The sequence below is a fragment of the Sinorhizobium arboris LMG 14919 genome (genome assembly GCF_000427465.1).
Lineage (GTDB): Bacteria > Pseudomonadota > Alphaproteobacteria > Rhizobiales > Rhizobiaceae > Sinorhizobium > Sinorhizobium arboris.
Genome location: NZ_ATYB01000014.1, coordinates 2,472,058 through 2,497,279, shown reverse-complemented (window position 1 = coordinate 2,497,279; position 25,222 = coordinate 2,472,058). Strand labels below are relative to the sequence as shown.

Here is a 25,222-nt window from a genome sequence, read left to right as displayed (position 1 = left end):
TGCTGATCAGGCTTCATAAACGCCGTGGCAGTGCTTGTATTTCTTGCCCGAGCCGCAGGGGCAGGCTTCGTTGCGTGCGACTTTGCCCCAGGTGGAAGGGTCTGCCGGATTGCGGTTCGCCGGGGCGGTCGCCAGCAGCGTCTCGCCGGCCCGTGCGAAGTCGTCTTCGCCGGTCAGGGGATCGATGTGGTGCGCCTGCATCGGTGGCAGCGGCTGGGGCTCTTCGGGTGCCTCGCGAACCAGCTCGACGCGCATCAGCTGCGCCGTGACCGCCTGGCGCAGATTGCCGAGGAGGGCCTGGAACAGCTCGAAAGCCTCGGACTTGTATTCCTGCAGGGGGTCGCGCTGGGCATAGCCGCGGAAGCCGATGACCGACCGCAGATGGTCGAGATTGACGATGTGCTCGCGCCAGAGATGGTCGAGCGTCTGGAGAACGACCGAGCGCTCGACATACTGCATGATTTCGGGGCCGAAACGCTCCGCGCGCTCGGCGGCCGCCTTATCCGCCGCGTCAGTAATGCGTTCGCGGATATCGTCCTCCGCGATGCCTTCTTCGGCGACCCAATCGGCGATCGGCAGGTCGAGATTGAGATATTGCTGGACGTCGGCCTTCAGGCCCTCGGCATCCCATTTCTCGGCATAGGCCCGTTCCGGAATGCGTCTGGCGACGATTTCCTCGATCACTTCGTTGCGCATGTCGGTCACCGTGTCGGTGACGCTTTCGGCGTCCATCAGTTCGATGCGCTGCTCGAAGATGACCTTGCGCTGGTCATTGAGCACGTCGTCGTATTTCAGAAGGTTCTTGCGGATGTCGAAGTTGCGCGCCTCGACCTTCTTCTGGGCGCGTTCGAGCGCCTTGTTGATCCAGGGATGGACGATTGCCTCGCCTTCCTTCAGCCCGAGCTTCTGCAGCATTCCGTCCATGCGGTCGGAACCGAAGATGCGCATCAGATCGTCCTGAAGCGACAGGTAGAACTTCGAGCGGCCCGGGTCGCCCTGGCGGCCCGAACGGCCGCGCAGCTGGTTGTCGATGCGGCGGCTTTCGTGCCGTTCGGTGGCAAGAACGTAGAGCCCGCCGGCGGCAAGCGCCTTTTCCTTAAGCTTTTGAACCTCTTCGCGAATCGCCCTCTCGCGCGCCTCGCGCTCCGGGCCGGCCTCTACATCGGCCAGCTCCTGCTGGATGCGCATGTCGGGATTGCCGCCAAGCTGGATGTCGGTGCCGCGGCCGGCCATATTGGTGGCGATCGTGACGGCGCCGGGGACGCCGGCCTGCGCGACGATGTAGGCTTCCTGCTCGTGGTAGCGGGCGTTCAGCACCTGGAACTTCGAGAAGCCGCCCTTCTTCAGCATATCGGCCAGAAGCTCGGACTTCTCGATCGACGTGGTGCCGACGAGCATGGGCTGGCCGCGCTCATGTGCAGATTTGATCTCGTCGATGATCGCCTTGAATTTTTCGCCGACGGTGCGATAGACCTCGTCGTCCTCGTCGACGCGCCTGATCGGCAGGTTGGTCGGCACCTCGATAACTTCGAGGCCGTAAATGTTGCCGAATTCCTCCGCTTCCGTGGCTGCCGTACCGGTCATGCCCGCCAGTTTGTCGTACATGCGGAAATAATTCTGGAAGGTGATCGAGGCCAGCGTCTGGTTCTCGGGCTGGATCTGCACCTTTTCCTTGGCTTCGAGCGCCTGGTGCTGGCCTTCGGAATAGCGGCGGCCCGGCATCATGCGGCCGGTGAACTCGTCGATGATGACGATCTCGCCGTTGCGCACGATGTAGTCCTTGTCGCGCGTGAAGAGCTTATGGGCCTTCAGGGCGTTGTTGACGTGGTGAACGATCGCCACGTTCTCGATATCGTAGAGCGACTCGCCTTTCAGCAGGCCGGCCCCGCGCAGCATGTTCTCGAGCTTTTCGGTGCCTTCCTCCGAGAAGTTGGCCGAGCGCTGCTTCTCGTCGATCTCATAGTCTTCCGGCGACAGGCGCGGAATGAACTCGTTGATGGTGTTGTAGAGATCGGAACGGTCGTCGAGCGGGCCGGAGATGATGAGCGGCGTGCGCGCCTCGTCCACGAGGATCGAGTCCACCTCGTCGACGATCGCGAAGAAGTGACCGCGCTGCACCATCTGGGAGCGTTCGTACTTCATGTTGTCGCGCAGATAGTCGAAGCCGAGCTCGTTGTTCGTCGCATAGGTGACGTCGCAGGCATAGGCGTCGCGGCGCTGCTCGTCGGAAAGTCCGTGGACGATGACGCCGGTGGTCATGCCGAGGAAGCCGTAGACGCGGCCCATCATGCCGGCGTCGCGCTGGGCCAGGTAATCGTTGACGGTGACCACATGCACGCCCTTGCCGGCGAGCGCGTTGAGATACACGGGAAGAGTGGCGACGAGGGTCTTGCCTTCGCCGGTCTTCATTTCCGCGATGGCGCGCTCGTGCAGGATCATGCCGCCGATCAGCTGGACGTCGAAGGGGCGCAGCCCGAGGACGCGGCGCGCAGCCTCGCGAACGACCGCGAAGGCAGGCACGAGAATGTCGTCCAATGTCTTTCCGTCGGCGAGCTGCTGGCGAAATTCCGCCGTTTTTGCCGCCAGGGCCTCGTCGCTCAGCGCCTTCATTTCGGCTTCGAGAGCATTGATGGCGTCCACCCGGCCCTTGTAGCCGCGAACGCGGCGATCGTTGGCGGAACCAAACAACTTGCGGGCAAAGCCGCCGAGACTGACCATGCGAATGGTCCTTTCCTTAATTGTCGCCTGGGGTTTCACGCGCGCGGTCGAAAAACCGCGTCACGCCGCGAAACGCCCGGAAACTGATCTGGACGCGAGGTTGCGTGACAGATAAGAGGGGGGTCGGATTATGTCAACGCACTTGCACGGCCGGACGGCTACAGAACCGCCACATTCTGGTTGTTGTGGCAGCTCTCGGAGGGCCGGAGACAATCGCGCTGGCGGCCAATGGTGAAAGGTTAGGAACATGTCTAGATACAAGACCCTTGCGGCCGCGGCACTGGTCGCGATGATTGCAGCGGGCGCCGCCCGCGCCGAAGGGACCGACCCGGTCATTGCGAAAGTCGGCGACCAGGAAATCCGCCAGTCGGAACTTGATCTCGCAATCACGAGCCTCGATCCGCAGCTCCAGCGAATGCCCGACGAACAGAAGCGCGCCGCAGCGCTTTCGGCCGTCATCGATGTCAAGCTGCTTTTGAAGGACGCCGAGAAGGAAGGGCTTCAGAACGACGAGGCGTTCAAGCAGCGCGTCGCCTTCCTGACCGAGCGCGAATTGCACAACGCCTTCTTCAAGAAGCACGTGGTCGATGCCGTGACGGCGGAAGAGGTGAAGGCGCGCTACGACAAGGAAGTCGCAGCGATTCCGCCGCAGGAAGAGGTGAAAGCCCGCCACATCCTCGTCAAGACCGAGGACGAGGCGAAGGAAGTCATCAAGGAGCTCGATGCGGGCAAGGATTTCGCCGAGCTCGCCAAGGCCAAGTCCACCGATCCGAACAAGGACGACGGCGGCGACCTCGGCTACTTCACCAAGGGCCGCATGGTGCCTGAATTCGAGACGGCCGTCTTCGCGCTCGAAAAGGGCGCCTACACGAAGACCCCGGTCAAGACGCAGTTCGGCTTCCATGTAATTCTCGTCGAGGACAAGCGTCCCCAGGCTCCGCCGACGCTCGAGCAGGTCGAGCCTCAGGTTCGCCAGCTCGTGATGCGCGACAAGTATCTCGCGCTTCTGAATTCCGCGAAGGAGAGCACTGCGGTCGAAATCTCCGATCCGGCGCTCAAAAAGGCCTATGACGAGGCCGGCAACCCGCAGGAAAACAAATAAGGACGGGCGGCGGCCCCTTCGGGGAGACGCCTCGGGCGGAGGCTGACGTCGCTCGCAGTGCTCCGCTCGGCCCTCAAGAGATCGGGATGCCCGACGGCTGAATGCCGTTCGGGCATTTCGCGCAACATCCGAAGCTTCTGAATAGCAGGTGAATTCCATGTCCGGTTCCGTCTCTCCGCTTGCTCCGAAAACCTTCGCCGAAATGCCGGCCCTTCGCGGCGTACGCATGGCGACCGCTGCGGCAGGGATCAAGTACAAGAACCGCACCGACGTGCTGATGATGCTTTTCGACCGGCCAGCATCTGTCGCCGGCGTGTTCACGCGGTCGAAATGCCCCTCCGCCCCGGTCGACCACTGCCGTCAGAACCTGCCGGGCGGCATTGCGCGCGCGGTCGTCGTCAACTCGGGCAATGCCAACGCATTCACCGGAAAAAAGGGCAGGGAGGCGACCAAGCTTACGGCCGAGGCCGCGGCCAGGGCCGTCGGCTGCAGCGAGGCGGAGATCTTCCTGGCGTCGACGGGCGTCATCGGCGAGCCGCTCGATGCAACCAAGTTCGCCGGCGTTCTCGACAGGCTTGCCGCGGCTGCCACCCCGGACTTCTGGCTCGAAGCGGCCAAAGCGATCATGACGACCGATACCTATCCGAAGGTTGCCACCCGCGACGCCGAGATCGGCGGGGTCAAGGTCGTGATCAACGGGATTGCCAAGGGCGCCGGGATGATCGCACCCGACATGGCGACCATGCTCTCCTTCGTCGTTACCGATGCGGACATTGCTCCGGCGGCGCTTCAGGCGCTGCTTGCGGCCGGCGTCGGGCCGACCTTCAATTCGGTGACGGTCGACAGCGACACCTCCACCTCCGATACTCTGATGCTTTTTGCGACCGGTGCAGCGGCGGACGATGGCCAGGCGAAGGTGGAGGATGCCGCCGACCCGCGTCTCGACGGGTTCCGCGCCGCACTCAACGATCTGCTGCGTGACCTGGCGTTGCAGGTGGTGCGCGACGGCGAGGGCGCCCGCAAGATGGTAGAGGTGACAGTCGAGGGGGCGGAGAACGATGCCGCCGCGAAACGGATCGCGCTTTCGATAGCCAATTCGCCGCTTGTCAAAACGGCTGTTGCCGGCGAGGACGCCAATTGGGGCCGTGTCGTCATGGCGGTCGGCAAGTCCGGTGAGATGGCCGAGCGCGACCGGCTGGCGATCTGGTTCGGCGATATCCGCGTCGCGGTCGAGGGCGAGCGCGATCCGGCCTATTCGGAAGCGGCCGCGACAGCGGTCATGCAAGGCGAGACCATTCCGATCCGCGTCGATATCGGTCTCGGGTCGGGCCGGGCCACGGTCTATACCTGCGACTTGACCAAGGAATATGTCGAAATCAACGGCGATTACAGAAGCTGACATGGGCGGGGAGTTGAGAGCGGGATGCGGCCGGGGAAACCGCGCGCTCTTTCCGGCCGCCGGCATTCAAGGCTATGGACATGACATCGAACGGCAGAGAGCCGCCCGACGGGGCGGGGAACGGGGAAGCGGTCACGGTCGACCTACCGAGCGTGCGGCGGCTGGAAGCGGTGGGTTTTCGCGCCTGGCCGGCCGCCTCGGTGCAATATGACGGCAGCTGGCTTATCCGTCTGACGGCGGGGCACCCTTCCAAGCGCCTTAACTCCGTCAACCCGCTCGATCCGTCCGACTATCGCGACATAGCCATCCGGCTGGAGAAGGCGCGCAGGCTTTTCGCCGAATCCGGCCGTATTCTCACGGTTCGCCAGACGCCGCTGACGCCGCCTAGGATGGTCGCCCATATGGATGGCGAGGGTTGGACGGCGTTTGCGCACAGCCGGGTCCTGTCGCTCGACCTGGCGGAACGCGATTTCAGCGAAGGCATCGACCATCTGCCGATCAAGGATGTCGGCCGTTTCGTGGATGCCCGCATCCTGATCGGCAAGGATCCACCGCAGGCCAAGCCCGCGCTGACGGAGATCATCAATGCTATCAAGCCCGAGTGCGGCCTGTTCCTGTTCGAGGACCGGAAGATCGGGCCGACTGCGGTATCGCTCGTGGTCCATGACAATGATCTCGCCGGCATCATGCAGTTCGCGGTTGCCGAAGCGGTGCGCCGACGCGGCGTCGGCAGGGCGCTCCTCGACGCTTCGCTCCGGTGGGCACGCCTCAAGGGCGCAAAGAAGGCCTGGCTGCAGGTGGAAGCTGACAATGAGGCTGCGATCGAGCTGTACCGCAAGGCCGGGTTCACCGAGGTCTACCGCTATCTCTATCGAACGCCGAAGGTCTGACGGACATGCAAGATAGGAAGATCGTGCTCGTGGCCGCCTGCGCGCTCGTCGACGCCGATGGGCGCGTTCTGCTGGCACAGCGTCCGGAAGGCAAACCGCTTGCGGGACTCTGGGAGTTCCCTGGCGGCAAGGTCGAGAGTGGCGAGACGCCGGAAGAGACGCTGATCCGCGAACTCGAAGAGGAACTCGGCATTCGCACGAAGGTTGCCTGTCTGGCGCCGCTCACCTTTGCGAGCCACAGCTATGACGACTTTCACCTTCTGATGCCGCTTTACGTCTGCCGTCGCTACGAGGGGTTCGCTGAGGGCCGCGAGGGCCAGGCGATAAGGTGGGTGCGTCCGAAGGCACTGCGCGACTATGCGATGCCGCCCGCCGACGAGCCGCTGATCCCGTTTCTGATGGATTTGCTTTGACGCTGCGCCCTTCCGGGCGGAGAACCCTTGGACACCTTTCCTGGAAGCGCTCCGGCACAGGCGTCGGAAGCCTCGCGTAGCGGTGCATTCCCTCAAATTCGGAAATTTATTAATCGAAAGTTTATCACCCTCTGGGAAGATCGGACTATCAGTTTCGGCGCCTCTCATACGGACGGTGCCGTTTTCGGGCAGGTGTGGTCAGGACGAGGCTTTGGGAAGGGTGCTTCGCCCGCCGCTCTTCGTGTTTCATGAGGCTGGAATGGTGGACGAGGATTTCTGGAGGACGGTTCAGGACAAGGATCTGGTGACGAGCCAGTCCCGCCGGACAGGCGTACTCAATCTATCGCTGCTGTTCGGCACGGCGGTAATCGCACTGACGCTCATTCTTACGCCGATGCTGTCGTCCAAGAGCGACAAGCGGATGCTTGCGAACACGCCGGTCGACTACGACACCATCTCGACCGGCTCCATACCCTCGGTCGGTACGGCCAAGCGCTATACCGTTCGGCGCAGCGTGCTTCAGGAGATGCCCGGTGCGGTCTGCATCATCGATGCCGATGGCAGCAGGAGTGGATGCTGATCGCAGAGGAACGGCGGAGAAACAGCGGCGCGTACCGCTTCGTGCTGGGTCTATGGCGCAGCGATGCCTGGTTTGCCATTAAGCGGCTGGAGGACCAATGGAAACGCTGAGACGCCTGCTCAGAGACCCCGACGGCGCGACTGCCGTGGAATACGGCCTCCTCGCCGCGCTGATCTCGGTCGGGCTTCTGATAGGCCTGCAGAATTTCTCCGGCGCACTGCTCGACATGCTCACCTTCATCACCGAGACGCTCGAGGACGCCTGGGTTTAACAGCGCGGATCACGGCTCGCCTTCGCCATCCTCGAGCTTGTGCTCCTTCGCCCCAAGCGCATCGGACAATCTCTGCTTCGCCGAACCGGGTTTGAGCGGCTTCTGCTGGCTCTCATGCGGTGCCCAGCCCGAAAGATAAATGATCGAGAAGGTGGCGCGTATGCGGCCGTCCGGGTCGGAAAAACGCTGCGCGTAGATTTCTGCCGCCCTGAGAAAGAAGCGCCGGGGCATTGGCCTGCGGTTGCGGGTGGCGAGCGGGTTCGTCATCCCCATTGCTCGCAGGTCCCGGATGAGACCGAACAGCGAATCGTAGCGCACGGTGTATGTCTCGGCATCGGCCACCGGCAGGGCAAAGCCTGCCCGCTGAAGAAGCGCGCCCATTTCGCGCACGTCGGCAAACGGGATCACCCTGGGGCTCGCCCCGCCGGTCAGCTCCGCTTCGGCGGAGAGGAGCGCCTCGCGCAGTTCCTGCAGCGTGCCGGCGCCGGGGATTGCGGCAAGGAACAGCCCGTCGGGCTTCAGCACGCGGCGCGCCTGGATGAAGACGCCGGGCGTATCATTGGTGAGATGAAGCGACAGCGGCGACACAAGGAGATTAAGCGACGCCGGTTCAGCCGGGATATGCTCCAGCGGCGCCTCCGTCACCGGTTCGCCCGCCAAACCAAAGGCGCTGTCCGTTTCCACACGCTCGATCGTGCCGACCTTGCCGGTCGCGGAAAGGCTGCGCGCGGCAGCTCCGGTATAACCATGCAACTCCATGGCCTTATCGAACTGCCGTTCGACAACGCTCACCCGCTCGGCCAGCTCCTGTGCGACGATGTCGAGAAGGAAGCCCGCCTTCTCGTCGCCCTGGCGCAGTGCGCGTCGGCGGCGCGCCTCGACGAGGCTCTGGTCAAAGATGATTTCCACGATGGTCTCTCCGAAATACGGGTGCGAGAGAAAACGTACAGCGCCGCGCGTCCTACCAGACCGCAAGGCCGCTGCAGCGCTTTTAGAACTTGCCGCACCTTCTGTCTTCTGATCAGTTAGAGCACTCCCAGGAAACAGTGTAACGTTTTCCGTCGGAAGTGCGTGGTCTCGAGGTTAAAGCGTTTCGGTCTTTCAATGACAGACTGAAAGGCCCTAGGGTCTTACAAGACGGGCAGCAATACGAATTAAGTCATCCGCATGAATCGGGACGGGCAGGAAAGCTGGACGAGGGATTGGGCGGGCATCATCCGCCGGATTGCGTTCCAGACGGTCGATCTCGTCTTTCCGCCCGTATGTTCGGGATGCGGCCGGCTGACCGGATATGCGCATGCCGTCTGCGCTTCCTGCTGGGCGGGCATGCCGCTCATCGAACGGCCCTATTGCGAGGTCCTGGGCATGCCCTTCGCATACGATCCGGGTGAGGGTGCGGTTTCGCCCGAGGCCATCGCCAATCCTCCGGTCTTCGACAGGCTGCGTTCCGTAGCCATTCATGAGGGCATCGTCCGTGATCTCGTGCATGGCCTGAAATACGGCGACCGGACCGATCTTGCGCCCATGATGGCCGAGTGGATGATCCGCGCCGGCGAAGGTGCCGTGGCGGCGGCGGACATGATCGTGCCGGTACCGCTCCATGCGCTCCGCCTGTGGAGGCGCAAGTTCAATCAGGCCGCGGAACTGGCGCGCGTCATCGCCGGACGCTCCGCAAGAGCCTATCGGCCGGATGTCCTCCGCAGGACCAGACGCACGAGCCGGCAGGTCGGCCTTGGCGCGAGGGCGCGCGAGGAGAATGTCCGCGGTGCCTTTGCAGTACCCGAAAGCGTCAAGGGAGAGCTCGCGGGCAAGCGAGTCGTTCTCGTCGACGATGTCTATACGACGGGAGCGACCGTCTCTGCCGCAACCAGGGCCCTGAAGCGTGCGGGGGCCGGAGATGTCACGGTTTTGACCTTTGCAAGGGCCATGTCCGGTCCTATATGACAAAAAAGAATGTCCGGCTCGATGCCGGTGAAGGAGCAGTTGGAGACTATGGCCTCGGTTGTCATCTATACGCGCCAGTTCTGTGGCTATTGCACGAGGGCGAAGAAGCTTCTGGAAAGCAAAGGCATCGGCTTCACGGAGTATGACGCCACCTATGCCCCCGAACTGCGCCAGGAGATGATCGAAAAATCCAGGGGCGGAAGGACCTTCCCGCAAATCATCATCAACGGCGTTCCTGTCGGCGGTTGCGATGACCTGCATGCGCTCGATCGCGCCGGCAAGCTCGACGATATGCTCGCGGCCTGAAGCGGGAATGAAGACGCGCGGGCGCTCGGCCAAGGCTGGCCTGCCCATCCGAACAGAGATGAATGGAGTAATGCTGGATTGTTCTGATCCAGAAACTCCGGTTGGAAGAGAGAGAGCAATGACGTTCAAGGCCGCCGCCGTCCAGATGTGCTCCGGTGTAGACCCCGCAAGAAATGCGGAGACGATGGCGAAGCTGGTGCGTGAAGCGGCTGCTCTGGGCGCGACCTATATCCAGACGCCGGAGATGACTGGAGCGGTCCAGCGTGACCGGACGGGCTTGCGGTCGGTGTTGGCGGACGAGGAGAGCGACGGCGTCGTTCGCGAGGCGTCCCGCCTTGCCGGCGAGCTCGGCATCTATCTGCATGTCGGCTCGACGCCGATCGCGCGCGCGGACGGCAAGATTGCCAATCGCGGACTCCTGTTCGGACCCGACGGCGCGAAGATATGCGACTACGACAAGATACACATGTTCGACGTCGATCTGGAGAATGGCGAAAGCTGGCGCGAGAGCGCCGCCTATCATCCGGGCACGACTGCCCGTATCGCCGAGCTTCCGTTCGGCAGGCTCGGTTTTTCGATTTGTTACGATGTCCGCTTTCCCGAGCTGTTTCGACAGCAGGCCGTTGCCGGAGCCGAGATCATGTCGGTACCGGCGGCATTCACGCGTCAGACCGGCGAAGCGCATTGGGAGATACTGTTGCGCGCCCGCGCCATCGAGAACGGGCTCTTCGTTATTGCCGCCGCGCAAGCGGGCACGCATGAGGACGGCCGCGAAACCTTCGGTCACTCGATGATCATCGACCCCTGGGGCAGGGTATTGGCGGAAGCCGGCCCTGCCGGCGAAGAGCTCATAATCGCCGAGATCGATGTGGCGGCGGTGCACGCGGCGCGTGCCAGGATCCCCAACCTCAGAAACGCGCGGAGCTTTCTATTGGACGAGGTGGTTCTTGCCGGAAAAGGAGGCGCTGCAGCTTGATCCACTACACTCTTGCCTGTGACAATGGCCACGCCTTCGAAGGCTGGTTCTCGTCGAGCGACGATTTCGACGGACAGGTCGCTCGCCGACTGGTCACCTGTCCCACCTGCGGCTCCGATTCCGTCAGCAAGCAATTGATGGCGCCTGCCGTTTCCACCGCGCGCAAGAAGGAAGCCCGCCGTGAGCTGGTAATCGATCAGGCGCAGAAGGAAACGATCGCCAAGCTCAAGGAACTGGTGAAATCGATCCGCGAGAATGCGGAAGACGTCGGCGAGCACTTCCCCGACGAGGCGCGCAAGATTCATTACGGCGAGGCCGAGCAGCGCGGGCTGATCGGCAAGGCGACCGCGGAAGAGGCAATTGCTCTTATTGAAGAAGGAATCGAGATCGCGCCGCTGCCGGTGCTGCCGGACGACGCGAACTGACGACATCCTGACACGGCTCAGATCGGCCGCTTGGCCACGATCATGTAGTTGACGTCCATATCCCTCGACAGGTTCCACTGGTTCGCGAGTGGATTGAAGAAGACGCCGGTGCGGTCGGCGATTTCCATGCCGCTGGCAATCAGCGGCTTTTCCAGCTCCTCCGGCCGCACCAGTTTTTCGTATTGGTGGGTTCCGCGCGGCAGCCAGCGCAGCACGTTCTCAGCGGCGAAGATCGCGAGCGCCGCCGCTTTCAGCGTGCGGTTGATGGTTGCGACGAACATCAGACCGCCCGGCCGCACCATATGGGCGCAGGTCGTCATGAAGAATTCGACGTCCGCGACATGCTCGACGACTTCCATGTTCAAAACGATATCGAAGCTCTCGCCGGCTTCGGCGAGGGCTTCCGCCGTGACGGCGCGATAGTCGACGCTGACGCCGCTGCCGGCCGCATGCGTCCTGGCGATGCCAATATTTTTTTCCGAGGCGTCGGCCCCGACGACGTCTGCGCCCATCCGGGCCATCGGCTCGGAAAGGAGTCCGCCGCCGCAGCCGATGTCGAGGACCCGCAGACCTTCAAGCGGATGCCGGCTTCTCGGATCGCGCCCGAAATGTTCCGAGGCCTTGTCGCGGATGTAGGTTAGGCGGACGGGATTGAATTTGTGAAGCGGGCGGAACTTGCCGGTGGGATCCCACCATTCGGCCGCCATGGCCGAAAAGCGGTCCACCTCGCTCTGGTCGATCGTCGTGCGCGCCGTCTCGCTCATCAGAGCCTCCTTGCGTCGTCCTTCAGCGCCGCGCGTCCTGATCAGGCGCGCAAAGGTCGCTGTAGCTCTTCTTTCCGATGCTGAAGTCGGACGATCGAAGGGGGATGTCAAGGGCCCGAGGCTCGCCTCACGCCGCTTCCGGCCGGTAATGCAGGATGACGACGCCGGACTTCAGGGGGCGGACGTGAGTCAACTCAAGCTTCGTCCGCTCGGGAACGTTCTGAAAGAGGGGCGTGCCCTTGCCGAGCAGCACCGGGTTGATGCCGAGACGGTATTCGTCGACGAGCCCATGCGCGATCAGCGTCGAGACGAAATCGGCGCTGCCGAAGATGAAGATCGCGCCGCCTTCACGTTCTTTCAGGCGCTTGACCTCGGCGGCGGCATCGCCGGAAACGACTGTCGTGTTGTTCCAGTCGGCGCCCTTGAGTGTCCGGGAGAAGACGTATTTCTCAACGCCGTTCATGAAAGCGGCGATGTGATCCCGGGCCGATGGCCAATAGGCGGCCATGAGTTCGTAGGTGGTGCGGCCGAAAAGCAATGTGCCGGCTTCGAACTGCGTCTCGCGGATATAGGCGTCGAGCTCGTCGTCGAAAACGAACCAGCCGATGTCATGTTCAGGCGCTTCGAAGAAACCATCGACGCTGACCATATCCCACATGATGACTCTCCGCATTGTCCTTCCTCCCGTTTGCAGGGCGGCCTCTCGCCCCTCAGAGTGATAGAATGGCAAACTGGTTGTATTTTGCAAGCAGTATTATGCTGGTGGCGACCGTAAGGGCTCGCACCCCCGAGGGCTACCGTTCGGATGCCGACGAAAAAAAGGCCTCGGGGTCATCGACCTCCAGCAAGCGCCGGTTCTCGATCAACCAGAAGCGGTTGCCGACTGCGCGCACGAAACTCCGGTCGTGCGACACCAGGAGGCAACTCGTCTGCTGAGCCGTCAACTCCGATTCCAATGCCTCCTGGCCCTCGATATCGAGATGGTTGGTCGGTTCGTCGAGCAGATAGAAGTTCGGATTGGTGAGCCTCAACACGAGCATGGCCAATCGGGACTTCTGCCCGCCCGAGAGAACTCCGACCGGGCGAGCCTGCAGTTCGATCCCGAAGCCGGCCCCGGCAAGCAGGGAGCGGGCGCGTTGATCGCCTACCTCGAAGCGCCGGATTATCGTCGCAAGCGGTGTCTCATTCTCCGCGAGCTGGGCAAGTGTCTGATCGCTATAGCCCAGCGCTAGTGATGGTGTCGCTTTGATCGCCGCGGCTGACTTTTCCGGCTCTGCAATCGCCGTTCTGATCAAATTGACGAGCTGCGATTTGCCCGCACCGTTTCGGCCGAGGAGAACGATCCGATCACCCTGACAGATCCACTGCTTGCCCGTTCTGAACAGCAGGCCGCCTTGCGGAGTTTCGACCGTGGTATTGTCGAGCGTGATCAGAACCTTGGCATGCGTACCTCGATGGGCGAGCCGGATCGCGCCGGACGATCGCTCCTGAAAGGCGGGGCGTGCAGCATCCTCCAGCCGTTCGGCTCTTTGGCGTATCTGCTTTGTCTTTACCGTCAGAAGATCGCTGCCGGAATTGATGCCGATATTGTTGAGCTTTGCGGCCTGGCGGCGAAGCTGCTGCGCCGTCTTCATATCCTTCTGGTAGCGTCGCTCCTCGGAAGCGTCGATCTCGTCCAGCGCCTTTCGCGCCAGCGAATAGGGCAACGAAAACATGCGCGACTGTTCCGCCCGCAGAAACAGCGTCCGGTTCGTGGTCGCGTCGAGAAACGCCCGGTCATGGCTTGCGATCAGCACGGGCATCTCGCGCGGAAGGCTTGCGAGCCAGGTCTCCAGCCGCAGTATCTTTTCAAGATCCAGATGGTTCGTCGGCTCGTCCAGCAGCAGCGCATCCGGATCGGTGACGAAGACGCGGGCAAGCAGTGCCAATCTTTGCCAGCCGCCGCTCAACCTTCCGATCGGCAGCTGGCGCAGGGCTGGCGGCACGTCGAGCGAGTCCAGCGCGACGTCAATGCGCCAAGCTTCCGTTTCGGCCTGTTCGTCCGGCAACGCGTGGCCGAGCGCGTCATGGAACGGAATTTCGGAAAGGCCAGGCGGAACGGTCTGTTCGACATAACCGATGCGCAGGCCTCGCGAGCGGCTGATGTCGCCCGCCGTCGCGTCAAGCGTCCCGGCAATGCATTTCAGCAGGGTGGATTTTCCCCTGCCATTGGCGGCGACGATGCCGATACGATCGCCCGGCGAGATAGCAAGGTCGAGTTGAGAAAAGAGCGGTGCACCCAAGGTGACACCGAGGTTTTTGATGGTGATCAATGCCATTGTCGTTCTCTGGACTGCCCGAGCGGTTCAAGCCCGACGCATCGCGCGTCGTTCGGCTGTTGCTCTGGGGGAATGACGATATGCGATGCGCTCAGAACCGGTTGGGTTTAGCGCCGCATGACGACCGGGCAGACCAGGAAGAGATAATGGGAGATGTCTCTGGTCAGCCCTGCAAACGCATTTGCAGGGCTGAGACGGGGCCACGCTGGCGATGGTGCCGGAAGTATGTCATCACGCGCAGCCCTCCTTTCGTGTTGAATTGCCTGAAACCGATAGCACTGAAAACTCGTCGTTGCAATCCTGAGGCGATCGCCGCCGGATATATGTGCTGCCTGCCGTTGCCTTCACGGTGACGGCAGCGTGCTTCGTGAGGGGAGAAGTCTTCCCAGCCTTCCCATTGCACGCAGCCCCCTGATCCGCTAAGAGACGCCGCGACTTTCCGCTCCCGAAGCGGTGACTGGCCGATGTCCGAGAAGTCTCCCTCAAGCTTTTTGATCGTCGGGCGCCGGCGGGAGCATTTTCCTGTCGTGCTACGGCGCCGTGCGTCTCCTTGGACGCACAAGGTCGCTGCGGCACTTTGAATTGCTGCATGTTCTCATCTTAAATCGGCGATTTAAGATGAGAACATGCAGCCGGCGCGCAAACATGTTGGTACGGTAGAGGCGAAATGGCACGCATCGTGATGAAATTCGGCGGGACCTCCGTCGCAGATTTGAACCGCATCCATAATGTCGCCCGCCATGTGAAACGTGAAGTCGATGCCGGCCACGAGGTTGCGGTCGTCGTCTCGGCCATGTCCGGCAAGACCAACGAACTGGTCGGCTGGGTCGAGAACATGCCGAAGGTCGCGGGCTCCAACGCCCCATTCTACGACGCTCGCGAGTACGACGCCGTGGTCGCTTCCGGCGAACAGGTGACGTCCGGCCTGCTCGCGATCGCACTGCAGTCGATGGGCATCAACGCCCGGTCGTGGCAGGGCTGGCAGTTGCCCATCAAGACCGACAACGCCCATGGTGCGGCCCGCATTCTCGACATAGACGGTGCGGATATCATCCGCCGCATGGGCGAGGGCCAGGTCGCGGTCGTCGCCGGCTTTCAGGGGCTCGGTCCAGACAACCGGCTGGCGACGCTCGGCCGGGGCGGTTCCGATACCTCGGCCGTCGCAATCGCCGCCGCCGTCAGGGCCGACCGTTGCGACATCTACACCGACGTCGATGGCGTCTACACGACCGACCCGCGCATAGAGCCGAAGGCCCGGCGATTGAAGAAGATCGCTTTCGAGGAAATGTTGGAAATGGCATCGCTCGGCGCCAAGGTGCTGCAGGTACGTTCGGTCGAGCTCGCCATGGTGCACAAGGTGCGCACATTCGTGCGCTCTTCTTTCGAGGACCCCGATGCGCCGGGCATGGGTGATCTCATGAACCCGCCCGGAACGCTGATTTGTGATGAGGATGAGATCGTGGAACAGGAAGTCGTAACCGGCATTGCCTATGCCAAGGATGAAGCACAGATCTCGTTGCGCCGCCTGGCCGACAGGCCGGGCGTGTCCGCCGCGATTTTCGGACCGCTTGCGGAAGCCCATATCAATGTCGACATGATCGTTCAGAACATCTCGGAAGACGGTTCGAAGACCGACATGACTTTCACCGTGCCGTCCGGCGACGTCGACAAGGCGCTGAAGGTGCTGGGCGAAAACAAGGAAACGATCGGCTATGACGTCATCCAGTCGGAATCGGGCCTCGTCAAGGTCTCGGTCATTGGCATTGGAATGCGCAGCCACGCGGGCGTCGCCGCTTCCGCGTTCCGGGCGCTTGCCGACAAGGGCATCAACATCAAGGCGATCACCACCTCAGAGATCAAGATTTCCATCCTGATTGACGGGCCTTACGCTGAATTGGCCGTTCGCACTTTGCATTCCGTCTACGGTCTGGATAAGAGTTAAACGGCAGGCATTTGATTTGGGATTCGCGACCCGACGCCGCGCGTCTGAAAAGTCGCGGAGGCGTCGCTGTAGTGATTTGAACTGCTGCATGATCCCCTCCTTGAGGCGAGTTCGCCTCGAGGAAGCATGCAGAGACAGCGGCGTCCCGGATGGGCCCGACGTTTATTCTTACTCAGGAGACCCCACGCGATGAGAGACCTTTCCGCAGGTCCGCGCGTTCTCCTCAAGCGGTTGCGCGAGCTCATGGCGGAACCGCTCGAGCCGCAGGAGCGCCTTGACCGGATCGTGCGCCAGATAGCGCAGAACATGGTTGCGGAAGTGTGCTCGGTTTACGTGCTGCGCTCGGATGGCGTGCTCGAACTTTACGCGACAGAGGGTTTGAACAAGACGGCGGTGCACCTGGCCCAGCTGAAAATGGGGCAAGGCCTCGTCGGCACGATCGCCGCTTCGGCGCGGCCGCTCAATCTCTCCGATGCCCAGTCGCACCCGGCCTTCACCTATCTGCCGGAAACGGGCGAAGAGATCTACCATTCTTTCCTTGGCGTTCCGATCCTGCGCACGGGCCGCGCACTCGGCGTCCTCGTCGTGCAGAACAAGGCGCAGCGCAACTACCGCGAAGACGAGGTCGAGGCGCTGGAAACGACCGCCATGGTGCTCGCCGAGATGGTCGCCACCGGCGAGCTCAAGAAGATCACCAAACCCGGCCTTGAGCTCGATCTGTCACGCCCGGTGGCGATCGAGGGCAACAGCTACGGCGAAGGCATCGGGCTCGGTTACGTCGTCCTGCACGAGCCGCGAATCGTCGTCACCAATCTGCTCAACGAGGACACGGAGCAGGAACTGCAGCGGCTTGCGGAGGCCCTCGGATCGCTGCGCATTTCGATCGACGACATGCTGTCGCGACGCGACGTATCGATGGAGGGCGAGCACCGCGCGGTGCTCGAGACCTATCGCATGTTCGCCCACGACCGCGGCTGGGTGAGAAAGCTCGAAGAGGCGATCCGCAACGGCCTGACGGCGGAAGCGGCTGTCGAGCGGGTGCAGAGCGAGACGAAGGCGCGGATGATCCGACTGACGGATCCGTATCTCCGCGAGCGGATGCACGATTTCGACGATCTTGCGAACCGGCTGCTGCGCCAGCTTTCCGGCTACGGTGCAAAGCTTTCGGCTGCAGATTTTCCGAACGACGCGATCATCGTCGCGCGCGCCATGGGCGCTGCGGAATTGCTGGATTATCCGCGCGAGAACGTGCGCGGCCTCGTGCTGGAGGAAGGAGCGGTCACCAGCCATGTGGTCATCGTCGCCCGCGCCATGGGCATTCCCGTCGTCGGCCAGGCGGCAGGAGCAGTGGCGCTCGCCGAGAACCGCGACGCGATCATCGTCGACGGAGACGATGCGAAGGTGCATCTGCGGCCGATGGCCGACCTGCAGCGCGCCTACGAGGAGAAAGTGCGCTTCCGCGCGCGCAGGCAGGCGCAGTTCCGGGCTCTCCGGGACGTCGAGCCGCTGACGAAGGACGGCAAGCGCATTACATTGCAGATGAATGCCGGGCTGCTGGTCGACTTGCCCCATCTGAACGAGGCGGGCGCCGAAGGTATCGGTCTCTTCCGGACCGAACTGCAGTTCATGATCGCTTCCACCATGCCGAAGGCCGAGGAACAGGAAGCCTTCTACCGCAACGTCATGAAGCAGACGGCGGGGAGGCCGGTCACCTTCCGGACGCTGGACATCGGCGGCGACAAGGTCGTTCCCTATTTCCGGGCCGCGGAGGAGGAGAACCCCGCACTCGGCTGGCGCGCCATCAGGCTGTCGCTCGACCGGCCGGGGCTCCTGCGGACGCAGTTCAGGGCTATGCTGAGGGCGACGGCCGGCGCCGAGCTCAAGATGATGCTGCCGATGGTAACGGAGGTCGCGGAGCTGAAGAGCGCACGCGAGCTCCTGCAGAAGGAGATCGAGCGTCAGTCGAAGCTCGGCGAGCAATTGCCGCGCAAGCTGCAGTTCGGGGCGATGCTGGAAGTGCCGGCGCTGCTTTGGCAGCTCGACGAACTGATGGCCGAGGTCGATTTCGTTTCGGTCGGCTCAAACGATCTCTTTCAGTTCGCGATGGCAGTCGACCGCGGCAATGCCCGTGTTTCCGATCGCTTCGACATTCTCGGCCGGCCGTTCCTGCGGATTCTCCGGGAGATCGTGCGTGCCGGGGGACGCAACAACACGCCCGTGACGCTCTGCGGCGAGATGGCAAGCAAACCGCTTTCGGCCATGGCGCTGCTCGGGCTCGGCTTCCGGTCGGTTTCGATGTCACCGACGGCTGTAGGCCCGGTCAAGGCGATGCTTCTGGCGCTGGATGCCGGCAGGCTCAATGAGCTCCTCGAGTCTGCGCTGGACGACGTCAAATCGGAGACGTCGATCCGACAGATCCTGGTCGATTTCGCCGCTGCGAACGGCATACCGGTTTAGATTGAGCAAGAGGACGCTTGTCTTCGTCCGGACGCAATCCGGGCGAGGCGGGTGTATTTGGAGTGAGATTTGGCAAAGCTTCCCGTTGAAAAGATGCGCGAACTGGAGCGGCGGTTCGGCGAAATCGAGGCGCGTATGTCCGCCGGTCCGTCGGCCGACGTTTACGTGAAGCTCGCCTCGGAATATTCCGAGCTGCAGCCGGTCGTCTCGAAGATCCGCGCCTATGAAAAAGCCACGGCCGAGCTTGCCGACATCGCGGCAATGCTTGCCGATCGGGCAACGGACAGGGACATGCGCGACCTGGCGGAGATGGAAAAGCCCGAGATCGAGGAGCGGGTCGAGGCGCTGGAGCAGGAAATTCAAATCCTGCTCCTGCCGAAAGACGCGGCCGACGAAAAGAGCGCGATCCTCGAAATCCGTGCCGGCACCGGCGGCTCGGAAGCAGCCCTCTTCGCCGGCGATCTCTTCCGTATGTACGAGCGCTATGCTGCGGGCAAAGGCTGGCGTGTGGAAGTGCTGTCGGCGAGCGAGGGCGAGGCCGGCGGCTACAAGGAAATCATCGCTACGGTATCGGGCCGCGGCGTTTTCTCGCGGTTGAAATTCGAGTCCGGCGTCCACCGGGTGCAGCGGGTACCGGAGACGGAAGCGAGCGGCCGGATCCATACCTCTGCGGCGACCGTAGCGGTGTTGCCGGAGGCGGAAGAGATCGACATCGACGTCCGGCCGGAGGACATTCGCGTCGACACGATGCGTTCCTCGGGCGCAGGCGGGCAGCACGTCAACACGACCGATTCGGCCGTGCGCATAACCCATATTCCGACCGGCATCGTCGTCACCAGCTCCGAGAAGTCGCAGCATCAGAACCGTGCGAAGGCGATGCAGGTGCTGCGCTCACGGCTCTATGACATGGAGCGGCAGCGCGCCGACACCGAACGTTCGGCCGACCGCAGGAGCCAGGTGGGTTCCGGTGATCGTTCCGAGCGCATACGCACCTACAACTTCCCGCAGGGGCGCGTTACCGACCACCGCATCAACCTCACGCTCTACAAGCTCGACCGGTTGATGGAGGGAGAGATCGACGAGGTCGTCGATGCGCTTCTGGCCGACTATCAGGCAAGCCAGCTCGCGCTGCTCGGCGAAAGGCAGAACTGAGTTCCAATGGGCGAAACCCTCGACAGCCTCCTGATCGAGAGCCGCGACAGGCTCAAGGCCGCCGGCATCGAACCGGCAGGGCTCGATGCGCGGCACTTGATTTCCGGCCTGCTCGACCTTGCGCTGGCCACGCTTGTGACACGCGGAAGGGAGCCCGTCAGCGACGAGGATGCGGCTCGCATACGTGCCGCGGTCGAGCGACGCGCGAGGCACGAGCCGGTCTACCGGATTCTCGGCGAGCGGGAATTCTTCGGCCTGAAGCTCAAGCTCTCACAGGAGACGCTTGAACCGCGCCCGGACACAGAGGTCCTGGTCGACTGCCTGATTCCCCACGTGCGGCGGATCGCTGCCAGTAAAGGGAGCTGCCGCATCATCGACCTCGGAACGGGCACAGGTGCGATTTGTCTCGCCCTTCTCGAGGCGGTACTTGACGCGCGCGGTCTCGGTACCGATATATCGGAAGACGCCCTGGCGACGGCACTTGAAAATGCTCGCAGGAATGGCTTGGCGGAGCGCTTCGGAATCCTTAGAAGCAAATGGTTCGAGGCGGTGAATGGACGGTTCGATATCGTCGTCTCAAATCCGCCTTATATCCGGTCCAATGTGATATCGCAGCTTGAGCCGGAAGTGAGATACCACGATCCGGTCGCCGCACTGGATGGCGGAGAAGATGGGCTTGATGCCTATCGTGCCATCGCTTCTCAGGCCGGTCGCCATCTTGAAGCAAACGGCGTTATAGGCTTGGAAATCGGTTTCGATCAAAGGCAGGCGGTAACGGCGCTATTCGAAGCGCAGGGCTTTCGTTTGCTCTCTGCCGCGAAGGACTTGGGCGGCAACGATCGCGTCCTTTTGTTCCAGCAGGATATCGAGCGCAGCAATAACCGTTGAAAAAATGCTGCACTCGCACTTCTCTTTTCTGGAAGAGCAAAGAAAGGGCTTGGAATTCCGAAGGAAGCGGGCTAGTTTCACCCCGCGCACTGGGCAGAAGGTCATGGACCAAGGATTCGTTCCAGTATGACCTGGCCACGGGGATTGCTCTCAAGAAAGAGTTGCTAGGGTTCGACAGTGCCTTGTGCGGGTACCTGTTAATTTAACGTCGACCGGCGCCGAGATCGCGAAGAGGCGATCTGCTATGGCGCATGTTTTCTCGGGTGCGGACTGCCGGACCGAGAGCGGAACCACATGATCATCATTATCAAGAAAATTCAGGTGAATGGACTATGAGGCCAGGACAGCAAAACAAGCGCGGCCGTGGGCGGAATAACAACAACAGCGGAAACAACAATAATCGCAAGGGATCCAATCCCTTGACGCGGACCTACGACAGCTCCGGCCCGGATGTGAAGATTCGTGGTACCGCACAGCACATCGCCGAGAAATATGCGGCGCTTGCTCGCGACGCGCAGAGCTCCGGCGACCGCGTTATCGCTGAGAACTACCTGCAGCACGCCGAGCACTACAACCGCATCATCGCGGCTGCGCAGGCTCAGATGCAGGACCGGTTCCAGCGCGAGGAACGCCAGGACTATCAGGATCGTGACTCTGGCGATCGCGAACAGGACGATCTGGATCAGGGCTATGCGGAAGAAGCGCCGGCCGCTCCGGCGGCCGCCGCGGCTCCCGCCAACGAGCCTCAGCCGGTCATCGACGGCTCAGGTCCCCAGCCGGTGATCGAGGGCATGCCCGCTGAAGTCGCAATGGAAGAGGAGGCGCAGGGCTCTGCCGGTCGTTCGGCCTCCCGCCGCCGCAGCACGAGCCGGCCTCGCCGGCAGCCGCGTCGTGGCGCGCAGGACGAGGCAGCCGGTGACTCGCAGCCCGCAACCGACGGCAATACTCCGGCGCTCGCCACCTCGGAATAACCGCTTCCGCAGTTGAACTTTTTTGAAAGCCCGGCCCGTAGCGGCTGGGCTTTCGCGTGCGTGGAGAATCGAACCGGCTTCCGGCCTCTCCATCGCAGCCGAGTTTCCGACGCGCCTTCCGGCGGGCTTCCGTGACCGGTACAAATCGCGCGCAATTGTCTCTACTGCCTCCACTTGCCGCTCTTTAATTCCAAAGACCGCTGCCCCATATTTCACTTCGAAGACCTGGTCTCGCCATGCGAGACGAGACTGGAACTCAAAGTGCCGACAGCGCGTCCAATACGATGCGCGGCGAAGTAGTAACGGGCTTGCCGAATGCGGGAGCCTGATCCTGAAACGCCGGCCAGTGCCACAATGATGGGCTCGCCGGACTATGGAGGTAGAGAATGGATATCGAAAAATATTCTGAACGCGTCCGCGGTTTCCTGCAGTCGGCCCAGACCTATGCACTGGCCGAAGGGCACCAGCAATTTACCCCGGAGCACGTCCTCAAGGTACTTCTCGACGACGATCAGGGCATGGCGGCATCGCTTATCGAGCGCGCCGGCGGCAATGCGCGCGAGGCGAAAGTCGGCACGGCCGCAGCTTTGGCGAAGCTTCCGAAGGTGACCGGCGGCAACGGCTCGGTCTATCTGTCGCAGCCGCTTGCCAAGGTCTTCACCACGGCCGAAGAGGCGGCCAAAAAAGCCGGCGACAGCTTCGTCACTGTCGAGCGTCTGCTCCTGGCGCTGGCGATCGAAAGCTCGTCCGCCACGGCGTCGATCCTCTCAAAGGCCGGCGTCACGCCGACGAAGCTCAATCAGGTCATCAACGAGATTCGCAAGGGGCGCACCGCCGACAGCGCCAATGCGGAACAGGGGTTCGATTCGCTCAAGAAATATGCGCGCGACCTGACCGCCGAGGCGAGGGAAGGCAAGCTCGATCCGGTGATCGGCCGCGACGACGAGATCCGCCGAACGATCCAGGTGCTCTCGCGCCGGACGAAGAACAATCCCGTGCTGATCGGTGAGCCGGGCGTCGGCAAGACGGCGATCGCCGAAGGCCTGGCGCTCAGGATCGTCAACGGCGATGTGCCCGAGAGCCTGAAGGACAAGCGCCTGATGGCGCTCGACATGGGCGCATTGATCGCGGGTGCGAAATTCCGCGGCGAATTCGAAGAGCGGCTCAAGGCGGTACTGAACGAAGTGCGCTCGGAAGGGGGGGAGATCATCCTCTTCATCGATGAGATGCACACGCTGGTTGGTGCCGGCAAGGCGGACGGGGCGATGGATGCTTCGAACCTCCTGAAGCCCGCGCTGGCCCGCGGCGAGCTGCACTGCGTCGGCGCGACCACGCTCGACGAATATCGCAAGCATGTCGAAAAAGACGCGGCGCTTGCCCGCCGGTTCCAGCCGGTGATGGTGGACGAGCCGACGGTCGAGGACACGATTTCGATCCTGCGTGGATTGAAGGAAAAATACGAGCAGCACCACAAAGTTCGGATCTCCGATTCCGCGCTGGTTGCGGCTGCGGCACTTTCCAACCGCTACATCACGGATCGTTTCCTGCCGGACAAGGCGATCGACCTCATGGACGAGGCCGCCTCGCGTCTCAGGATGCAGGTCGACTCGAAGCCGGAGGAACTCGACGAGCTCGACAGGCGCGTCATTCAGCTGAAGATCGAACGCGAAGCTTTGAAAAAGGAGACCGACGCCTCCTCCAAGGACCGCCTTGCCAAACTCGAACTCGACCTGTCTTCGCTCGAAGAGCAGGCGGCCGCATTGACGGCGCGCTGGCAGGCCGAAAAGCAGAAGCTCGGGCGGGCGGCCGATCTGAAGAGACAGCTGGACGAGGCGCGCAACGAACTGCAGATCGCGCAGCGCAAGGGTGAGTTCCAGCGGGCAGGGGAGCTTGCCTACGGCGTGATCCCGAATCTGGAAAGGGAACTTGCCGAAGCCGAAAGCCAGGATGGCGCCAGCGCCAACCCGATGGTGCAGGAGGTCGTGACTCCCGACAACATCGCCCATATCGTGTCGCGCTGGACTGGCATTCCGGTCGACAAGATGCTGGAAGGCGAGCGCGACAAGCTGCTCAGGATGGAAGACGAGCTGGCTAAATGGGTCGTCGGCCAGGGCGATGCCGTGCAGGCGGTATCGCGGGCGGTTCGCCGTTCGCGCGCAGGGCTTCAGGATCCGAACCGGCCGATCGGCTCCTTCATCTTTCTGGGTCCGACCGGTGTCGGCAAGACGGAGCTCACCAAGGCGCTTGCCCGATTCCTCTTCGACGACGAGAGCGCGCTGATGCGGATCGACATGTCGGAATATATGGAGAAGCATTCGGTCGCCCGCCTGATCGGCGCGCCTCCCGGTTATGTCGGTTACGAGGAGGGCGGTGCGCTGACGGAGTCCGTCCGCCGCAGGCCCTATCAGGTCGTGCTGTTCGACGAGATCGAGAAGGCGCATCCTGACGTCTTCAACGTGTTGCTGCAGGTGCTCGACGATGGGCGTCTGACCGATGGTCAGGGGCGCACCGTCGACTTCAAGAACACGATGATCATCATGACCTCCAATCTCGGTGCGGAATACCTGGCCGCACTCGGCGAAAACGAGGACAGCGATGCGGTGCGCGATCAGGTCATGGAGGTGGTGAGAGCCGCTTTCCGTCCGGAATTCCTGAATCGCGTCGACGAGATCATCCTGTTCCACCGGTTGCGCCGCTCGGAAATGGGCGCGATCGTCGACATCCAGCTCGAAAGGCTGCGCAAACTCCTCTCGGACCGCAAGATCACGCTCGAGTTGGAGGACGATGCACGTGCTTTCCTGGCGGACAGGGGCTACGATCCGGCTTACGGCGCTCGTCCTCTGAAGCGGGCGATTCAGAAATACGTTCAGGATCCGCTGGCCGAGAAAGTGCTGCAGGGCGAGTTCCCGGATGGGTCGGTGATCAAGGTCGTCGCCGGTTCCGACCGCCTGAACTTCAAGCGCGGCGCCGGGACGGACAAGGAGGCCGCGTAAACATTTGTCGCAAATTCAGAAGGCCGCCTTGCGGGGCGGCCTTCTTGCGTTCATTCCAGCGACATAAGCCTCACGACAGTGATGCCATTGGGGCGAGCCTTGCTGTATCACGACCGTCGGGGTGAGACACGCGGCTGCGCGTTGACGACCCGCAACGTCGCAGAAGCGCGCCGCCTACTTGCTTGCGACCTCGTTCGTATCGTCGCCGCCGAGAAGCTCGTCGATGCGCTCGCGCTCCTTCTCGAATTTCGCCAGCGCTTCGCCCGCGAGCGATTTCCCTCCCGGCAGCCGGATACGCAATGGGTCCACCTTGTTGCCGTTGACGATCAGTTCGTAGTGGAGGTGGGGGCCCGTCGAAAGGCCGGTCGTTCCGACCCAGCCGATCACCTGACCCTGGACGACCTTGGCTCCCGGCTTGACACTCTTGGCGATCGCGCTTTGGTGATTGTAGGACGATACATAGCCGTTGGCGTGGCGGATCAGCGTCTGGTTGCCGTAGCCGCCCGAGTCCCAGCCGGCCTTCTGCACGACGCCATTGCCGGCTGCGATGATCGGCGTGCCCCGCGGAGCTGACCAGTCGACGCCTGTGTGCATACGGGAGAAGCCGAGGATCGGGTGGCGGCGCATGCCGAAGCCGGAGCGGAAATGGCCGTTCGGAACGGGGTTGCGCAGCAGGAACTGACGGATGCTCTTGCCGTCCTTGTCGAAATAAT

General features: G+C 62.5%; 22 protein-coding genes (1 of these 22 cut by a window edge). 16 read left to right on the top strand and 6 right to left on the bottom strand.

Annotated elements, in window-relative coordinates; all coding sequences use genetic code 11:
• Positions 1-6 precede the first annotated feature (6 nt).
• Complete coding sequence (secA, locus tag SINAR_RS0123410) at positions 7-2,718, bottom strand: preprotein translocase subunit SecA (RefSeq protein ID WP_028001334.1); 2,712 nt, start codon at positions 2,716-2,718, stop codon at positions 7-9.
• A 247-nt stretch (positions 2,719-2,965) separates the two neighbouring features.
• On the opposite strand from secA, the gene SINAR_RS0123405 reads away from it, so the two are divergent.
• The 6 genes from SINAR_RS0123405 (at position 2,966) to SINAR_RS0123380 (ending at position 7,373) form a co-directional block, all read left to right on the top strand.
• Positions 2,966-3,820: a peptidylprolyl isomerase gene (locus SINAR_RS0123405; protein ID WP_028001333.1), complete on the top strand. Its 855-nt coding sequence runs from the start codon at positions 2,966-2,968 to the stop codon at positions 3,818-3,820.
• Between the two features lie 157 nt (positions 3,821-3,977).
• Positions 3,978-5,219, top strand: coding sequence for a bifunctional glutamate N-acetyltransferase/amino-acid acetyltransferase ArgJ (gene argJ, locus SINAR_RS0123400; RefSeq protein ID WP_028001332.1), 1,242 nt, complete (start codon positions 3,978-3,980; stop codon positions 5,217-5,219).
• Positions 5,220-5,293: 74 nt separating this feature from the next.
• The gene (locus SINAR_RS0123395) at positions 5,294-6,109 is read left to right on the top strand and encodes a GNAT family N-acetyltransferase (protein WP_028001331.1); all 816 of its coding nucleotides are present in this window, start codon (positions 5,294-5,296) and stop codon (positions 6,107-6,109) included.
• A gap of 5 nt (positions 6,110-6,114) precedes the next feature.
• The gene (gene mutT / locus SINAR_RS0123390) at positions 6,115-6,522 is read left to right on the top strand and encodes an 8-oxo-dGTP diphosphatase MutT (protein ID WP_028001330.1); all 408 of its coding nucleotides are present in this window, start codon (positions 6,115-6,117) and stop codon (positions 6,520-6,522) included.
• 259 nt (positions 6,523-6,781) lie between these two features.
• The gene (locus SINAR_RS0123385) at positions 6,782-7,102 is read left to right on the top strand and encodes a hypothetical protein (protein ID WP_028001329.1); all 321 of its coding nucleotides are present in this window, start codon (positions 6,782-6,784) and stop codon (positions 7,100-7,102) included.
• Between the two features lie 97 nt (positions 7,103-7,199).
• A complete protein-coding gene (locus tag SINAR_RS0123380; protein ID WP_028001328.1) occupies positions 7,200-7,373 on the top strand; it encodes a Flp family type IVb pilin in 174 nt (57 codons plus the stop codon).
• 9 nt (positions 7,374-7,382) lie between these two features.
• On the opposite strand, the gene SINAR_RS0123375 is transcribed toward SINAR_RS0123380, so the two are convergent.
• Positions 7,383-8,282: a methyltransferase domain-containing protein gene (locus SINAR_RS0123375; RefSeq protein ID WP_028001327.1), complete on the bottom strand. Its 900-nt coding sequence runs from the start codon at positions 8,280-8,282 to the stop codon at positions 7,383-7,385.
• A gap of 258 nt (positions 8,283-8,540) precedes the next feature.
• Here SINAR_RS0123375 and SINAR_RS0123370 point away from each other — a divergent pair, with 258 nt between their 5' ends.
• The 4 genes from SINAR_RS0123370 (at position 8,541) to SINAR_RS0123355 (ending at position 11,024) form a co-directional block, all read left to right on the top strand.
• Complete coding sequence (locus SINAR_RS0123370; protein WP_028001326.1) at positions 8,541-9,317, top strand: ComF family protein; 777 nt, start codon at positions 8,541-8,543, stop codon at positions 9,315-9,317.
• 21 nt (positions 9,318-9,338) lie between these two features.
• On the top strand, positions 9,339-9,623 hold the full coding sequence (gene grxC, locus SINAR_RS0123365) for a glutaredoxin 3 (protein ID WP_028001325.1): 285 nt from the start codon (positions 9,339-9,341) through the stop codon (positions 9,621-9,623).
• A gap of 118 nt (positions 9,624-9,741) precedes the next feature.
• Positions 9,742-10,599, top strand: a complete 858-nt coding sequence (locus SINAR_RS0123360) for a carbon-nitrogen hydrolase family protein (RefSeq protein ID WP_028001324.1) — start codon at positions 9,742-9,744, stop codon at positions 10,597-10,599.
• Complete coding sequence (locus SINAR_RS0123355; RefSeq protein WP_028001323.1) at positions 10,596-11,024, top strand: DUF1178 family protein; 429 nt, start codon at positions 10,596-10,598, stop codon at positions 11,022-11,024. Before SINAR_RS0123360 ends, SINAR_RS0123355 begins: the two co-directional genes overlap by 4 nt.
• Before the next feature lie 17 nt (positions 11,025-11,041).
• Here the strand turns inward: SINAR_RS0123355 and ubiG are convergent, their stop codons facing one another.
• The 3 genes from ubiG to SINAR_RS0123340 form a co-directional block, all read right to left on the bottom strand.
• A complete protein-coding gene (gene ubiG / locus SINAR_RS0123350) occupies positions 11,042-11,788 on the bottom strand; it encodes a bifunctional 2-polyprenyl-6-hydroxyphenol methylase/3-demethylubiquinol 3-O-methyltransferase UbiG (protein ID WP_028001322.1) in 747 nt (248 codons plus the stop codon).
• A gap of 127 nt (positions 11,789-11,915) precedes the next feature.
• Positions 11,916-12,461: a dihydrofolate reductase family protein gene (locus SINAR_RS0123345; RefSeq protein WP_028001321.1), complete on the bottom strand. Its 546-nt coding sequence runs from the start codon at positions 12,459-12,461 to the stop codon at positions 11,916-11,918.
• Positions 12,462-12,582: 121 nt separating this feature from the next.
• Entirely contained in the window at positions 12,583-14,106 is a 1,524-nt protein-coding gene (locus SINAR_RS0123340; RefSeq protein WP_028001320.1) for an ABC-F family ATP-binding cassette domain-containing protein, read from the bottom strand.
• A gap of 667 nt (positions 14,107-14,773) precedes the next feature.
• Here SINAR_RS0123340 and SINAR_RS0123335 point away from each other — a divergent pair.
• The 6 genes from SINAR_RS0123335 to clpB all read left to right on the top strand — a co-directional run bounded on the left by SINAR_RS0123335 (position 14,774) and on the right by clpB (position 24,509).
• Positions 14,774-16,048, top strand: coding sequence for an aspartate kinase (locus SINAR_RS0123335; RefSeq protein WP_028001319.1), 1,275 nt, complete (start codon positions 14,774-14,776; stop codon positions 16,046-16,048).
• A 189-nt stretch (positions 16,049-16,237) separates the two neighbouring features.
• Positions 16,238-18,505 (top strand): phosphoenolpyruvate--protein phosphotransferase, encoded by a 2,268-nt coding sequence (gene ptsP / locus SINAR_RS0123330; protein ID WP_028001318.1) that lies wholly within the window; start codon positions 16,238-16,240, stop codon positions 18,503-18,505.
• A gap of 69 nt (positions 18,506-18,574) precedes the next feature.
• A complete protein-coding gene (gene prfA, locus SINAR_RS0123325; protein ID WP_028001317.1) occupies positions 18,575-19,657 on the top strand; it encodes a peptide chain release factor 1 in 1,083 nt (360 codons plus the stop codon).
• Between the two features lie 6 nt (positions 19,658-19,663).
• On the top strand, positions 19,664-20,545 hold the full coding sequence (gene prmC, locus SINAR_RS0123320; RefSeq protein WP_028001316.1) for a peptide chain release factor N(5)-glutamine methyltransferase: 882 nt from the start codon (positions 19,664-19,666) through the stop codon (positions 20,543-20,545).
• Between the two features lie 332 nt (positions 20,546-20,877).
• A complete protein-coding gene (locus SINAR_RS0123315; protein WP_028001315.1) occupies positions 20,878-21,516 on the top strand; it encodes a DUF4167 domain-containing protein in 639 nt (212 codons plus the stop codon).
• Between the two features lie 386 nt (positions 21,517-21,902).
• Positions 21,903-24,509 carry an ATP-dependent chaperone ClpB gene (gene clpB / locus SINAR_RS0123310; protein WP_028001314.1) on the top strand — a complete coding sequence of 869 codons (2,607 nt, stop codon included), beginning with the start codon at positions 21,903-21,905 and terminating at the stop codon, positions 24,507-24,509.
• A gap of 174 nt (positions 24,510-24,683) precedes the next feature.
• Here the strand turns inward: clpB and SINAR_RS0123305 are convergent, their stop codons facing one another.
• A protein-coding gene (locus SINAR_RS0123305) for a M23 family metallopeptidase (RefSeq protein WP_028001313.1) crosses the window boundary here: on the bottom strand, positions 24,684-25,222 show its end. 1,405 nt of this gene lie beyond the right edge of the window; 539 of the gene's 1,944 nt are visible here — the last part of the coding sequence; the start codon falls outside the window, past its right edge — the gene reads right to left on this strand; the stop codon is at positions 24,684-24,686.

Coding starts and splice junctions, on each gene's coding strand:
- secA (WP_028001334.1), bottom strand. CDS start 2,718: ATGGTCAGTCTCGGCGGCTTTGCCCGCAAGTTGTTTGGTTCCGCCAAC.
- SINAR_RS0123405 (WP_028001333.1), top strand. CDS start 2,966: ATGTCTAGATACAAGACCCTTGCGGCCGCGGCACTGGTCGCGATGATT.
- argJ (WP_028001332.1), top strand. CDS start 3,978: ATGTCCGGTTCCGTCTCTCCGCTTGCTCCGAAAACCTTCGCCGAAATG.
- SINAR_RS0123395 (WP_028001331.1), top strand. CDS start 5,294: ATGGACATGACATCGAACGGCAGAGAGCCGCCCGACGGGGCGGGGAAC.
- mutT (WP_028001330.1), top strand. CDS start 6,115: ATGCAAGATAGGAAGATCGTGCTCGTGGCCGCCTGCGCGCTCGTCGAC.
- SINAR_RS0123385 (WP_028001329.1), top strand. CDS start 6,782: ATGGTGGACGAGGATTTCTGGAGGACGGTTCAGGACAAGGATCTGGTG.
- SINAR_RS0123380 (WP_028001328.1), top strand. CDS start 7,200: ATGGAAACGCTGAGACGCCTGCTCAGAGACCCCGACGGCGCGACTGCC.
- SINAR_RS0123370 (WP_028001326.1), top strand. CDS start 8,541: ATGAATCGGGACGGGCAGGAAAGCTGGACGAGGGATTGGGCGGGCATC.
- grxC (WP_028001325.1), top strand. CDS start 9,339: ATGCCGGTGAAGGAGCAGTTGGAGACTATGGCCTCGGTTGTCATCTAT.
- SINAR_RS0123360 (WP_028001324.1), top strand. CDS start 9,742: ATGACGTTCAAGGCCGCCGCCGTCCAGATGTGCTCCGGTGTAGACCCC.
- ubiG (WP_028001322.1), bottom strand. CDS start 11,788: ATGAGCGAGACGGCGCGCACGACGATCGACCAGAGCGAGGTGGACCGC.
- SINAR_RS0123345 (WP_028001321.1), bottom strand. CDS start 12,461: ATGCGGAGAGTCATCATGTGGGATATGGTCAGCGTCGATGGTTTCTTC.
- SINAR_RS0123340 (WP_028001320.1), bottom strand. CDS start 14,106: ATGGCATTGATCACCATCAAAAACCTCGGTGTCACCTTGGGTGCACCG.
- SINAR_RS0123335 (WP_028001319.1), top strand. CDS start 14,774: ATGGCACGCATCGTGATGAAATTCGGCGGGACCTCCGTCGCAGATTTG.
- ptsP (WP_028001318.1), top strand. CDS start 16,238: ATGAGAGACCTTTCCGCAGGTCCGCGCGTTCTCCTCAAGCGGTTGCGC.
- prmC (WP_028001316.1), top strand. CDS start 19,664: ATGGGCGAAACCCTCGACAGCCTCCTGATCGAGAGCCGCGACAGGCTC.
- SINAR_RS0123315 (WP_028001315.1), top strand. CDS start 20,878: ATGAGGCCAGGACAGCAAAACAAGCGCGGCCGTGGGCGGAATAACAAC.
- clpB (WP_028001314.1), top strand. CDS start 21,903: ATGGATATCGAAAAATATTCTGAACGCGTCCGCGGTTTCCTGCAGTCG.